Genomic DNA, 14,841 nt, shown 5'->3' on the forward strand with positions numbered 1-14,841 from the left:
ATGGAAGCTGAAACATCTAATCAAAGAACCGACCTCTCACAGCTTAATATTGCAGTGGAGCAGATCAGAGAGTCAATTGGTCATATCATTATAGGTCAGAAGGACACCATTGAATTTCTGATTGCCGGCATTCTGGCCGATGGCCATCTTTTGCTCGAAGGTGTCCCTGGAGTGGCCAAAACGCTAAGTGCCAAATTAATAGCAAAAAGTATTGATGCCACCTTTTCAAGGATTCAGTTTACTCCGGATCTGATGCCTTCGGATGTATTGGGAACTTCTGTTTTTGACCCCAGATCCGCATCCTTCGAATATAGAAAAGGGCCCATTTTTGGTCATATCATATTAATTGATGAAATCAATCGTGCGCCGGCAAAAACGCAGTCCGCCTTATTTGAGGTTATGGAAGAAAGACAGATTACTGTAGATGGTCATACCTATGTGATGGATGAACCTTTTATGGTCCTGGCTACTCAAAACCCGGTTGAACATGAAGGAACCTACAGACTTCCGGAAGCGCAGCTGGATAGATTTTTATTTAAGATCGAGATCGGGTACCCTACGCTTGAGGAAGAGATACAGATCCTGTCCGGACAACATCAGCATAAACTGGAAGATGAACTGAAAAAGATTAAACCTGTATTAAGTACAGACCAGATTAAAACCTGCCGCTCTTTAATCAAAGCGCTGCATGTGGAGCCTAAGCTGATCGAATATGCTGCTAAAATTGTTCATGAAACACGTAATAACAAATCTCTTTATCTGGGTGCTTCTCCCCGTGCTTCTCTGGCAATTATTAATGGTGCAAAAGCTATCGCAGCAATGCAGGGTCGCGATTTTGTAACTCCTGAGGATATAATTAAAGTGGCAGCTCCTGTCCTGGCACACCGGATTATGCTGAGTCCTGATAAAGAAATGGAAGGATTAACCACGAGCGATATTGTAGCGCAGATTATCCAGAAAATAGAAATCCCAAGATAAAACAGCTGAGAGATTGAAAGCGTTATTCATCAAATATTACAAAGACCTTTTTCTGGGCAAAAGACTGTTTGCAGCTTTAGGCTTATGCGTGAGTTTATTTCTGTTTACCTTTTTCCTGCCCTGGCTGGGTGACCTCCCCTATATCTGTTTTGGCGTATTGATTTTGCTGATATTCATTGATCTGGCGCTGTTATTCAGGTCCAGAGGTATTTTTCTACGCAGGGATCTCCCAGAAAGATTAAGTAATGGAGATGATAATGAACTCAGCATTTATGTCGAGAGCTTTTTTACTTTTCCGGTCAGCATTGGTATTATTGATGAAATCCCGTTTCAGTTTCAAAAAAGAGATTTATGGTTCAAAAGCTCATTAAAAGCAGGCGAACATAAGACTATTACTTATGCACTCAGACCTGTAAAAAGAGGTGAGTATATATTCGGGCAGACCAGGCTTTATGTAAAATCTCCTCTGGGCCTTATCTCCAGAAGGTTTAACTTTGGAAAAGAACATACAGTCCCTGTTTATCCTTCTTTCCTGCAGCTGCGTAAATACGAGCTCATGGCCATATCAAACCGGCTGACTGAAATAGGGATTAAGAAAATCAGACGTGTTGGTCACAGCATGGAATTTGACCAGGTGAAAAATTATGTGCAGGGCGATGACTACCGCACCATAAACTGGAAAGCAACAGCCAGAAAAGGTGATCTCATGGTGAATTCTTTTGTAGATGAAAAAGCACAGCATATCTATTGCATAATCGACAAATCAAGAGCTATGAAAATGCCTTTTGAAGGATTAAGTCTCATGGATTATGCAATCAATGCAAGTCTGGTACTCTCTAATGTCGCCTTATTAAAAGATGACAGAGCCGGACTGATTACTTTATCCGAAAAGATAGGAAGTATTGTTCCTGCGGATCGCAGAGCCGGACAACTGGGTAAAATAATGGAGGTATTGTATAAAGAAAAGACGCAGTACCTGGAGAGTAATATTGAAGCACTGAACCTGGCTGTCAGAAAGGTAATCAGACAACGAAGCCTGATTATCTTTTTCACCAATTATGAAAGCATGTCTGCCTTACACAGACAGCTTCCATTTCTGAAAAGTATGGCCAAATCCCACTTACTGCTGATCGTCTTTTTTGAGAATACCGAAGTCAGGTCCATGAGTGAAATTCCGGCTCAGAACGTAGAGGGTATTTATATCAAAACTATCGCAGAGAAATTTGTCTACGAAAAGAAGTTAATGGTCAAAGAACTGGCAAAACATGGTATTCTGAGTATTCTTACTTCACCTGAAAAGTTAACGGTCAATGTGGTTAACCGCTATCTGGCGATCAAAGCACAGCAAAAGATTTAATCCTGACCAAGATCCAGCTCCATTTGTATATTGCAGCGTTCGTATGGCGTAATACGGCCGGCTATTTTAACAAAACCCAGTTTATGATATAAATTAATTGCGGGCTTAAGAATGGTATTACTTTCCAGATATATTTTTTTTGCGCCCAGTTCTTTTGCTTTCCGTACAATTGCGCTACCAAGCAGCCAGCCTATACTTTTCCCCTGTACGGCCGGAGAAACAGCCATTTTAGCCAACTCATAATCGTAATCAGGATCATTCATCTTGATCAGTGCACAAACGCCTGCAGGCTCTCCTTTATACAATGCAACCAGAATGTACCCTCCCTTATCAAGGATATAACCCTGCGGGTCATCCAATGCGTTATAGTCTGCCTGCTCCATCTTAAACCAGCTGGAAATCCATTCCTCATTCAGCGCTCTGAATGCCTGCTGATAAGCCGGTACATAGTTTACGATGCTCACTTCTTTACTTTCTCTATCTTTTTTAATTTCCTGTACTCTGCGTAAAAGTGTCTTCTGCCCCAATAAAAACTCCCACTCTTCCATAGCCTTCCACAGGTCATTTCTGGACTGGGCTGCAATATCTGCAACTGCCTTATCCAGGTCAGCGTACTGGTTTTGTATTTTTACTGTTATTTCATCACCTTTAGCGGAAAGACTAACCATATTTCTTCTGCCATCTGCCTCATCTTTCTTTTCATCCACCAATTCCTTTTTCACCATTTCTCCAATGATTTTACTTACCGAAGGATGGGAATGTCCGATTTCTTTTGCGATAGCTGTAATGGTCATCGCATTGCCCTGTGACAATACATAAAAAACAGGAAACCACTTAGGCTGCATATCAATATCATAGCATTTATAAATCTGAGCTGCATCTTCTGTTATTTTTTCTGTCAGCATGCGCAGTCTGCTTCCTATTGCTTTTTTACCTACCTGATTGAAAAACTCCATTGTATATAAGTATCTACGTAACTGATTACGTAAATATAATAACTATTATTATTATTCAATAATATAATTGTGAAACCTGATAAATATCAATGTATAGCATGATGTAAATCACAGTTTAACATACTGCTTTTCAAGACATTTACAGCAGTAAACAGTTAAACATTCTCTGATATGAAAACAATAACCGTACTGACTGATTTTTCCAAAAACGCAGAAAATGCTGCGAAATATGCCTTAGGGCTGGCACAGCATCTGCAGGCAAATATTATACTTTATAATTCATTTCTCGTCCCTGCAGCAGAACCACTGGGTGGGCAGCAATACTGGTCTATGGAAGACTACAACATACTCCGGCAAGACAGTGAAACAAAATTAAGATTGCTTGCATCCAGCCTAGAAGAAAAGCTGCTAACCCTACCTGTTAACGCTTTTAAACCGGTAATCAGCTGCAAATGTCAGGAAGGACCGCTATACATGCATATCAACCGGCTGTTAGCCAACAGGGATATAACTTTACTGGTTATGGGCACCCACAGAAAAGGATTGTCTTCTTTAATTATGGGTAATCATTTAAAGGATATCCTGAATGCTGTTTCACTCCCTGTACTGATCATACCGGAAAATCAGGTCTTCAGAAAGCCCGGAAAATTCGTCTTTGCTACGGATATGAATGATCACGATCTTGATATAATACAAGCCCTTACAGCGCTTGCAAGACCTTCTCATGCAGAGATTACCCTGGCGCATATCAAGACTCCGGAAATACAGGAAGGTACGACTAAAAAACTTGTCACCAACTTTCTGGAAGAAGTAGCCAATAAAATCAATTACTCAAAAATTTACTACAGGACTGTGGAAGATACCCCGGTAAAGCAGGGATTAAAATGGCTTACTGAAAATGTCGCCTGCGATCTTTTTGTCATGGTGCATCGTCATAAAAGCTTCCTTCAGCAACTTTTCAACTTAAGCAACACGCAAAAAATGGCAGCGGATACCAGCTTACCTTTATTGGTTTATCCCGGTTATCAGCATACATCAGCGGATTTAACATCAGATCTGGAATCAGGTTATCAGAAAAATATAATAGTTTCTGCAACCAGCTGCTGATTCAGCACAACATTCCAGATTAAACAGGATTGCAAATAAAAAGGGGTGCTGAAACAGCACCCCTTTTTTATGAATAGTAGCTGGTTCTTAATGAACCAGCTAAATATGATACTGATTATTTAACGTCCCAGAATAGTTTTGTAGAGATCACATCACCACCTATTGCAGCTGCAGCAGCAGAATAGTTAGCTCCGTTTAATGTCTGCTCTCCGATTGGATAGATCAGACGTACTGGTATAGTTAAACCATCTGGTACAGATTGTCCCGGAGGAGCAGTAGCCGAAGTTGGTGGCGACAGTTTAGGGAAATCAAGACGTCTCCATTCTGTCCAGCTTTCATAACCTCTGTTATATAGTGCAATCCACTTCTGAGTACCAATTACCTCTTTATAATCCGCTGAAGCTGTAGCATAGGCAACATCAGGACGGGCAAGATAAGTATCGGCTTCAGCTGCAGTTCCACCCCAGTAAAGAATAGAAGCAGTTACCGCTTTATTATAGTGATCAGCAGCTGTACCACCCACACTAAACCCTCTTGCGCTAGCTTCTGCCAATGCAAACTCAGTTTCAGGATAGTCAAGCAATAATGCTTCAAAATCTAAAGAAATGATTTTGTCTGTCATTGTTGAGCAGTTTCCAAAAGAGTTAGAGTACCCGTAATTTCCACCGACGAAGTTACCTCCGATTGTGGTAAAGAATCCTTTACGACGTGGATCTGACAAGGCATTTAACCTGTCAATAAATGGCTTAGCTCCTACAAAATCCTTTCTTTTTGTCAACAGGATATTAGCATTTGTTGAAATCGGATTATTATTTGGCGAGCTGGTAGTATATTTAAAAGCCGCATTATCAGCAGCACTTTTTAAAACATTAGGTGCCGCAGATTCAATTGTAGCTTTAGCCTTTGCAGGATCTTTATCTGCAATGATTAGTCCCAATCTTAATTTTAAAGAGTTACCAAATTTAATCCAGGCATTGATATCTCCTTTATAGATGATATCGGCTGTTCCCAAACCTGTAGCAGAAGTTTTTAATTTTCCCAATGCAGCATCTAAACGTACCAGCAGATCGCTGTATACAGTTGCAGCATCATCATACTTTGGATTGACTACTCCAATATCCATTGCCTGGCTATAAGGAACATTTCCGAAGGTATTGACTAAAGTTGACCATGCCATTACTTCCAGAATCTCTGCCTGTGCAATCTGATTGGTTTTTATATCGGCATTCAGCAGCGCGTCTGCAGCGATAACTTTCTTACCTTCTTTCAGATTGACAATTACTTTCTGATAAACCGCATCCCAAAGCGCAGCAGGTATAGCTCTTGCCGTTAAATTATATCTTGGTTCATCCAGGTATTCTGTACTGGTCCAGTACTGCACATAAAAGCGGAATACATTTGAGTTCACGTTTGGCGTGGTCAGAATATCTGTAAAGTTTTTCTCTGCATTGGAGATAAACGTAACACCAGGAACCACAGTTGCCTTCTTCTGGTCAACGTTGTAGTCTCCCATGTTTTTAGCACAAGAGCTGAAAAATGCTGCTGCAACTAAAATGATATATATTTTTTTCATAATCTGCTTATAATTTAAATCTAACATTGAAACCTACAGTTCTCACTGCCGGATAAGATCCACTCTGATAGCCCTGAACATTACCTGAACTTAAACCATCTTCCGGATCTGCAAAAGGAACATTTTTATGAATGATCCAAAGGTTACGTCCAATCAGGGAAACATCGATTCCTTTGAATGCACGCAGTTTATTTACCCATTTAGCAGGTAAAGAGTAATTTAAAGCCAGCTCTCTTAATTTGATATAACCAGCATCATAGATTGCTGAAGCACGTGGAGGGTTGTTTGGATAACCGTACGCAGAATTACCAGAAGTAGATACGTCAATACGTTTGGTATTTGGTGTACCGTCAGCCAGAACGCCTGGTAAAACAATACCACCACCATTAGCCAGCGTGTTTCTTAACGGATTACCTAAATCATTTGTTCCGGCAGAACCTTCATACAGACCAGTTCCCTGACCATACCACTGATCCAATGACCAAAGGTCACCACCTTTACGAATATCGATCAGGAAGTTTAAGGAAACGTTTTTATACTTGAATGTGTTTCCTATACCACCCATCCATTTTGCATTAGGGTCACCGATAATTTCTGATGCACTTGCTGTAGCTGCATAGTATCCATTAGCATTTACAACTGGTTTACCATCTTTATAAACATAGTTTGTTCCACGTATAATACCATATGGTTGTCCAACTGCAGCATTATAGGTAACAGCACCCGATAAGGTAGTCGCACCTGTTGAAGATGCATAGTTCAGAGGTATGTTTGATACTCCCTCGAAAAGAGAAACAACTTTACTGCGGTTCATTGACCAGTTTACGTTCAATGTCCATGAGAAGTCTTTAGTTTTTACCGGAATAAAGAATGCAGATACCTCCATACCTTTATTTTGTACTTCTCCTGCATTCACAAATTTCCTTAAGAAACCTGTTGCTGAAGTTACCTGTACCGGTGTAATCTGATCTACAGTATTTGTTTTGTAGAAAGTCAGCTCAAATCCTAAACGGCTGTTCAGGAATGCAGTTTCCAGACCCGCCTCTATACTTTTAGTACGCTCTGGTTTTAAATCGCCGTTATTTTTTGTATCTGCCACAGCAAAGAATGGAATAGATCCGAATGCTGTTGGTTTGCTATAAGTATCAAGAACGCTTAAAGGAGGTGCATCATTACCAACTTCAGCATAGTTTAATCTCACTTTACCATAAGATAACCAGGTTAGATCTTTCAATGAATTAGAGAAGATATAACTTCCTGCTACTGATGGATACCAGAATGAATTTTTGCTGGTAGGTAGAGTTGTAGACTGATCTCTACGGATCGTTGCATCTAAAAAGAACAGATCTTTATAGCCAAAAGTGGCACTTGCAAAATAGCCATCCACTGCTCTTCTTTCCAATAGTTCCAGAGGAGCTTCAATCGGACTCACTGAATTAGATAAAGAGTACAGATTCGGAACAACCAGACCTCCATTGGTTTTAGCTGTAATGCTTGTTAATTTACTGCGGCGTAAGTTGGCGCCTAATAAACCTTTGAATGAAATATCTTCAGAAATTTTTCTGTTGAAGTTTAGCAACAGGTCAAAGTTGGTTTCAGCAAATGTTCCGTTAGTACGGGAATAAAGAGGAAGTTGTGTACTTCCGATAGCAATATGTTCTTCCTGCATGCTTGAAGTTCCGTCAAAAGATACACGGCCAACAACATCAAACCAGTCATTTACTTTATAAGTCAGACCAGTATTACCGAAGTAATGGTCTCTTGTATCACTTGCAACGTTTTGGTAACGGTTAAAGTAAGGGTTATCTGCATAGATCGGACCTTTACCAGTTTCATCACCCCAGTTCCAGCTGATGTTTTTACCGTTTCTTTCATAAGCAGTCTTCAGGTCTTTGATATCAGCAGCTACGTTCCACCACTGACGGAAACCCTGCATAGGATTTAGTCCGGTATATCCAGTACCATAACGGCCTAAACCGTCAACTTTAGAATAATTTGCAGAAGCATTAACCGTAAGATTTTTTACAATTTCGTAAGTAGCGCCAAAATTAAAAAGGTTTTTGGTGATCTTACTGTTAGGAAGAATTCCTTTCTCATCGTTACGGGTGTAACCAACTTTAAATGTGCCTTTCTCGCCACCACCGTCTATGCTCACACTCTGGTTAGAAGTAACAGCTGTCTGGAAGAATGTTGAAGGGTCATTTGCAGCTGCAACCCATGGGGTAGCTGTTTTGTATTTAGGAGAAAAAGGATCCAGTGATTCCCATTGATAAATCATCAGGTTCGGATCAAATTTAGGACCGTATGAAGCATCAGAACTAAACTGAGGAGTCATTACTTTACCTGTACCAAAAACATTTCTGTACCAGAAACCTGGCGTAGGAACAACATTACCATCTCCGTCAGTACCTGGAGAGTTATATCCCTGACCATATTCTTTCTGATATTTTGGAAAAGTAGATTTATCGATTTTTCCAAAAGTCACACCACTATTTACAGTGATGTTAGTTGCATTTTTACTGCCTTTCTTTGTAGTGATGATAACTACACCATTGGCAGCTCTTGATCCGTATAATGCTGTAGCAGCCGCACCTTTCAGTACAGTCATTGACGCTACGTCATCAGGGTTGATATCTGATGCTGCATTACCATAGTCATAACCAGCACGACCTGAATTCTGATCTGCTGTATTAGAACTTGCATTTGATACAGGAACACCATCAATTACGAATAATGCCTGGTTATTACCAGTAATAGATTTTGCACCACGGATAACAATATTCGTTGACCCACCCATGGCATTGCTACGTTTAATATCTAAACCTGCAACTTTACCACCTAATGAGTTTACAAGATTAATATCTCTTGTTCTGGTGATTTCCTCAGCTTTCAATTCCTGAGCAGCAAATGGCAGCTCATTCTTTTTACGGGCAATACCCATTGCGGTAACAACAACCTGCTCCAGCTGTTTTGAATCTTCAGCTAAAGATACGTTAACAACATTTGAAGCTGGAATAGTTACACTTTGTGTAACATAACCAATGTAAGAAACATCAATTGTGGTTGATTCTTTCGGAACGGCAATGGAAAACTGACCTTTGGTGGAGGTCATAGCTCCTTGTTTTGCTCCTTTAACACGGACTGTAACTCCTGGGAGTGGTAACCCATCTGACTTTGAGGTGATGGTCCCCGTTACGGTCTTATCTTGCGCATTTACTTGTATAGCAAACAGCAAAAAGACACAAAAAAATAGTAGTCTTTTTTTCATAAAAGTTTAGGTTTTAATAGTGATTCGTCCGAAAGATAAAATAATTTAGCAGTCAAAAAAAATAATTTTAAATTATTTTAACACAAAAGTTACATACTGACTACAAAAAAAACACCCCCATTATTTGCTAAAAATTATGTTTTTCATTAAAAAACATTGAAAATTATATGAAAAACGCAATAAAGTAAAAATCCATCACCAATAATCAGCTGCCATTTTAACCTTTTGTCCCTCAAAAGAGAAATACTCCCGATCTATAAGAATATTTACACACTTCAGACTAATCGTTCTCAGAATTATAAATCAGAAAGAAAAAACAGGACGTTTTTGTCTGATAAATCTCAGAAAACACAGGCAACAAAATAAATACTATAGATTTAGTAGTTTATTTATATATTTGCCCGTGATTTAGTTGTTCATTGATTTTTACTTATCCAGAAAGACAGAGGGAAAGGCCCGATGAAGTCTTAGCAACCTATACACCAGTTTTGTAAAAGGTGCTAACTCCTATCCACATTAAGCGGAAAAGATAAGTGACATATATACCATTATAAGACAATGGTTTAAGTCATCTGTTTCCTCAATCATTTCTGATATTAAGAATCTATAAAGGATACTGATTCATAAATAATGATTAATTAAACACAACAATTGTATAATTCGATGAAAACACCGCTTAACATTCTCTTCGGGAGCAATCCTGCTCCATTGCATCCTATATATGCAGCCTCATGGCTATATGCAGAAAATCTGCATTTGTTAATCCCATTCAAATAAGCACTGACAAAGTCAGTAACACAAACACACCCAATTATTAATCCGGAATATAATTCCGCTATTCAGTTAAATATGTATAAAACTTACAAATACTTATTTGGGATCATCCTATCCTTTATAATCATACAGACCGCTGCAGCTCAATCAGCTAAAATCTCTGGCGTAGTCACCGAGAAATCCAACGGACAACCTTTGCCAGGGGTAAGTATCCTTGTAAAGGGGACAAATATCGGTACACAGACAGATGGAAATGGTAAATTCAGCATCACTGCCAAACCGAATGATATACTAAAAATTGTATCCATAGGCTTTAATAGTCAGGAACTTAAAATAACCACAACAAATGCACTCACTGTACAACTGGAAGAATCATCCAATGCATTAAGCGAAATTGTTGTAACCGCACTGAATATTCCGAAAGAAAAGAAATCTTTAGGTTATTCGGTTCAGGAATTAAAGTCAAAGGATCTTTCTGAAGCAAAAGAGACTAATCTGCTCAATGCTTTATCCGGAAAGGTAGCCGGTGTACAGATAACAAACAGTCAGGGCGACATGGGGTCTTCCAGAATCATTATTCGTGGAGAGACTTCCATTTCAGGTAACAATCAACCCCTGTTTGTGATTGACGGAGTACCGGTAGATAATACACAAAATCTGGGCAATGGCGGATCACGTGATTTTGCCAATACAATATCAGACATCAATTCTGAAGATATTGAATCCATGAGTGTATTAAAAGGACCTAATGCTGCCGCACTTTATGGCTCAAGAGCCGCCGCAGGTGTAGTCTTAATTACAACAAAAAAAGGCAAAAACTCACAGGGTTTAGGCATCAGCGTGAATTCAAATGCAACATTTTCAACTTTACTAACTATACCATCTTATCAGAATTCATTTGGACAGGGTGCTAACGGCCAGTTCAGTTATGTAGATGGTAAAGGTGGTGGTGTTAATGATGGTGTAGATGAGAGCTGGGGTCCAAGACTGGACGGGCGTTTAATCCCGCAGTTTAATTCTAATGGTACTCCGGTGCCATTCATTGCACATCCAAACAATGTACGTGACTTCTTTAATACCGGACGCACCCTGAACAATGGAATCTCCATTTCAGGATCAGGAGAGAAATATAACTTACGTTTTTCTTATAACAACCTTGATCAGACTGGTGTTATTCCAAACTCATCACAATCAAAAAACTCTTTCCTTTTAAATGCTACTTATAAAATAACACCAAAACTGACTTTCAATGCATTAGCCAATTATGTAAACAGCAGTGCAGCAAACCTACCGGGTTCTGGTGGAAAAAGAGCCAGCAGTACGATGCTGCAATTCACCTGGTTTGGCCGTCAGGTTGATGTAGATAAATTAAAGACCTATCAGGATGCCAACGGGAATAATATTAACTGGAATAACAGCTATTACAGTAATCCATATTTTGTTGCTTACGAGAATACGGTAAGTCAGGTTCGTAACCGGCTGATTGGAAGCGCTGAATTAAACTATAAAATAATCGATGGTTTGTCAGCAAATTTCAGAACCGGGAATGACTACTATACTGACCGCAGAAAAATCAGGATTGCTTATGGAACCAATGGAACTCCATTCGGATCTTATGAAGAAGATGCCTATACTTTTAGCGAAAACAATACCGAAGGAAGACTGGATTTCAATAAAAAGCTGAATTCAGATTTTAATCTTGATCTTTTATTGGGAGGGAATATCCGTACCACCACTTTTGAAAACAATAACCAGAAAGCTCCTAAGCTGGCAGTTAATAACCTTTATACCTTAAGTAACTCCCGCGATCCGCTGATCTCTTCTAACGAATACAGCAAACAACGGGTATACAGTACATTCGGTTCTGCTCAGCTTGGTTTCAGAAATTATGCCTACTTAAATGTAACGGCAAGAAACGACTGGTCTTCTACCCTGCCTCCGCAAAACCGTTCATATTTCTATCCTTCAGTCAATGCGAGTTTAATTCTTACTGAAGCCTTCGACATTAAGAGTGATGTTCTAAACTTTGCAAAACTTCGTGGCGGATGGTCTAAAGTAGGTAAAGACGCCAGCCCTTACCAATTATTCAACAATTATCAGTTTACTGCGCCATTTGATAGTAATCCGCAGCAAAATCTCAATAAAGTAGATCTGAATCCCGAACTAAAGCCAGAAACTACCAAATCTACCGAAGCAGGTCTTGAACTGGGCTTTTTCAAAAACAGAGTACGTTTTGACTTCAGTTTATATAATACAAACAGTATCAACCAGATCTTAAGTCTGGACGTGAGTCCAACTACCGGATATCTTAAGAAACTTGTTAATGGTGGTACGATTAACAACAAAGGAATCGAGGCTCAACTAGGTATAACACCAATCAAAACAAAGGACTTTACCTGGGATATCAATGTTAATTATTCGATGAATCGCAGTAAGGTAAAAGACCTTTATCAGAAGGTACAAAGCTATGAACTCGGATCAGACGGATCTGTTCAGATTCTGGCAACTGTAGGACAGCCATATGGAACAATTTTCGGTACAGCTTATGAAAGAAATGCAGCCGGAGATATTATTATTGGCGCAGACGGAACACCACAGGCAAGTCCTACTAAAAAAATCCTTGGAAAGTATACACCAGACTGGCTGGGTGGTATTAACAATACATTTACTTATAAAAGGATCAGTTTAAGTGTATTGGTTGATGCACATATTGGTGGAAAAATTTACTCAGGAACCAACAGTACCGGAACTTACACAGGAGTATTAGCCTCTACCCTTCCGGGACGTGGTGCTGAAAACGGAGGGATAACTTATTATAAAAATGCCGCTGGCAAAGCAGTACAGATTAACCCTGGTACAGCTGCTCCCGGAGGTGCGTCCATTTATGATGACGGAATGATTTTCAAAGGCTTATTAGCAGATGGTACACCAAACAATACCATCATACCTGCAAGTCAGTATTACAAATCAATGAACAATATAGACGAAGCATCAGTTTACAGTGCTACTTATATTAAACTGAGAGAAATAAAACTGGGTTACACCTTACCTGCGCAATGGATCAAATCCATAGGTCTGCAAAGCGCAACAATTTCAGCAGTAGGCAGAAATCTGTTTATCCTGCATAAAAATGTACCTAATATTGATCCTGAATCTGCTTTTAATACAGGTAACGGACAAGGTCTTGAAGACCTCGGACTACCAACCGTACGTACTATTGGTTTCAATCTTAATTTCAAATTCTAATTTCCATGAAAACAAAATATATACCGCTGTTACTGTCAGGCTTACTGCTTATTACAGCTACCTCCTGCAAAAAAACACTGGACGAAACTAATGTTGATCCAAATAATTCAAAAACAGCACAACCAGAATTTCTGCTGACAGCAGCAATTAAAAACACGTCTGACACCTATTGGGGTACGACCAATAATATGAACTCGAGTTTACTCTTTGTACAGCACTGGGCTAAAATCCAATATACTGACCCGGACAGATATATCTTTAGCAATACATCCTTTCAGGATTTATGGACAACAGGATACCGGTTGGGAATAGTCAACCTGAATCAACTGATTAAACTGGCAGATGCCCAGGGAAACACGAACTATAAAGGCGTTGCCCTTGTACTCAGATCATGGATCTTCGCACTGGAAACCGATGCTTACGGTGATGTACCTTACTCACAAGCCGGAGATATCAGTCAGTACCTGACCCCAAAATATGATACGCAGAGAGATGTATATCTGGGTATTTTAAACGATCTGAAAACTGCGCAGACCAGCTTAGATCCGGCAGGGAAGCCAATTTCAGGCGATGTTATTTATGCGAATTCAATTGCCTCATGGAAAAAATTTGCCAACTCATTGCGTCTGAGAATCGCACTGCGCATTGCTGATCGCGAACCAGAACTTGCCAGACAGGTTATTGCTGCTGTCCAAACCGAAGGTGGAACATATATCAGTTCGAATGCAGAAAATGCACAGCTGAACTATAAAGCCTCTCCCAATCAAAATCCGATCAGTAATCTCTTTGATACGCGTGACGATTACCGGATCAGCAAAACGATTGTAGATCAGTTGACAGCCTTAAATGATCCGCGTCTTGCAGTATACGCAAGTAAAGCCGCCAAAACACAACTTTACACCGGGGTACCTAATGGATTACTCCCGGGTGATGCTTCTGCTCTTGGACTAACCAGCACCTCAAAACCCGGCGCTTATTTTATTGCCCCAACTGCTCCAGCTGTAATTATTAGCTATGCAGAAATACTGTTTGACCGTGCAGAAGCAGCGGCAAGAGGATTTACCAATGAAAATGCCCCATCTCTTTACAAACAGGCTGTAGAAGCTTCTTTACTGCAGTATGGTATTTCCACAACAGATATTGCAACTTATCAGGCAAGACCAGATGTACAATATGATGCCTCCAATTTTAAAAAGTCAATCGGGAACCAAAAATGGATAGCCTTATTCGGTCAGGGCCTTGAAGCATTTGCAGAATGGAGAAGACTCGATTACCCGATACTGACCCCTGCGGTAGCTGGTTCATTAAACGGCAAAATACCAGTAAGGTTTATTTACCCGGGAACAGAGCAGTCTTTAAATCCTGAAGGCTATAAAGCAGCTGTGGCAAACCAGGGAGCAGATGCTTTAACTACAAAGCTCTGGTTTGATGTAAACTAATTATAGTTCCCCTTACCTGATCAAAACGTTTAAATATGTTTTATTCTGATTATCATTTTATTAAATATTCAGAATCACATAAATTTATCATTTTAATCGCTGATATTTAAGGGGAACTTAATATAAGATCTCTCATTTATCCG

The 14,841-nt window shown here is 39.7% G+C and carries 8 protein-coding genes and 1 riboswitch; of the genes, 5 read left to right on the forward strand and 3 right to left on the reverse strand.

Annotated elements, in window-relative coordinates; genetic code table 11:
- Both PL_RS13050 and PL_RS13055 read left to right on the forward strand, forming a co-directional pair.
- Entirely contained in the window at window positions 1-978 is a 978-nt protein-coding gene (locus tag PL_RS13050; RefSeq protein WP_041881609.1) for an AAA family ATPase, read from the forward strand.
- Between the two features lie 13 nt (window positions 979-991).
- Window positions 992-2,335, forward strand: a complete 1,344-nt coding sequence (locus PL_RS13055; RefSeq protein WP_041881606.1) for a DUF58 domain-containing protein — start codon at window positions 992-994, stop codon at window positions 2,333-2,335.
- On the opposite strand, the gene PL_RS13060 is transcribed toward PL_RS13055, so the two are convergent.
- The gene (locus PL_RS13060; RefSeq protein ID WP_041881604.1) at window positions 2,332-3,291 is read right to left on the reverse strand and encodes a bifunctional helix-turn-helix transcriptional regulator/GNAT family N-acetyltransferase; all 960 of its coding nucleotides are present in this window, start codon (window positions 3,289-3,291) and stop codon (window positions 2,332-2,334) included. The genes PL_RS13055 and PL_RS13060 overlap by 4 nt on opposite strands.
- A 171-nt stretch (window positions 3,292-3,462) precedes the next feature.
- On the opposite strand from PL_RS13060, the gene PL_RS13065 reads away from it, so the two are divergent.
- Complete coding sequence (locus PL_RS13065) at window positions 3,463-4,398, forward strand: universal stress protein (protein ID WP_041881601.1); 936 nt, start codon at window positions 3,463-3,465, stop codon at window positions 4,396-4,398.
- 115 nt (window positions 4,399-4,513) lie between these two features.
- Here the strand turns inward: PL_RS13065 and PL_RS13070 are convergent, their stop codons facing one another.
- Window positions 4,514-5,971, reverse strand: a complete 1,458-nt coding sequence (locus tag PL_RS13070) for a SusD/RagB family nutrient-binding outer membrane lipoprotein (RefSeq protein WP_041881653.1) — start codon at window positions 5,969-5,971, stop codon at window positions 4,514-4,516.
- 7 nt (window positions 5,972-5,978) lie between these two features.
- Window positions 5,979-9,239 (reverse strand): SusC/RagA family TonB-linked outer membrane protein, encoded by a 3,261-nt coding sequence (locus PL_RS13075; protein ID WP_041881597.1) that lies wholly within the window; start codon window positions 9,237-9,239, stop codon window positions 5,979-5,981.
- A 427-nt stretch (window positions 9,240-9,666) separates the two neighbouring features.
- A riboswitch (SAM riboswitch) is annotated at window positions 9,667-9,775 on the forward strand.
- Window positions 9,776-10,088: 313 nt separating this feature from the next.
- On the opposite strand from PL_RS13075, the gene PL_RS13080 reads away from it, so the two are divergent.
- Together PL_RS13080 and PL_RS13085 are read left to right on the forward strand one after the other, a co-directional pair.
- Window positions 10,089-13,259: a SusC/RagA family TonB-linked outer membrane protein gene (locus tag PL_RS13080; protein ID WP_041881595.1), complete on the forward strand. Its 3,171-nt coding sequence runs from the start codon at window positions 10,089-10,091 to the stop codon at window positions 13,257-13,259.
- Window positions 13,260-13,264: 5 nt separating this feature from the next.
- Window positions 13,265-14,698 (forward strand): SusD/RagB family nutrient-binding outer membrane lipoprotein, encoded by a 1,434-nt coding sequence (locus PL_RS13085; protein ID WP_052496248.1) that lies wholly within the window; start codon window positions 13,265-13,267, stop codon window positions 14,696-14,698.
- Window positions 14,699-14,841 lie beyond the last annotated feature (143 nt).

This window comes from Pedobacter lusitanus, assembly GCF_040026395.1.
Taxonomy (GTDB): domain Bacteria; phylum Bacteroidota; class Bacteroidia; order Sphingobacteriales; family Sphingobacteriaceae; genus Pedobacter; species Pedobacter lusitanus.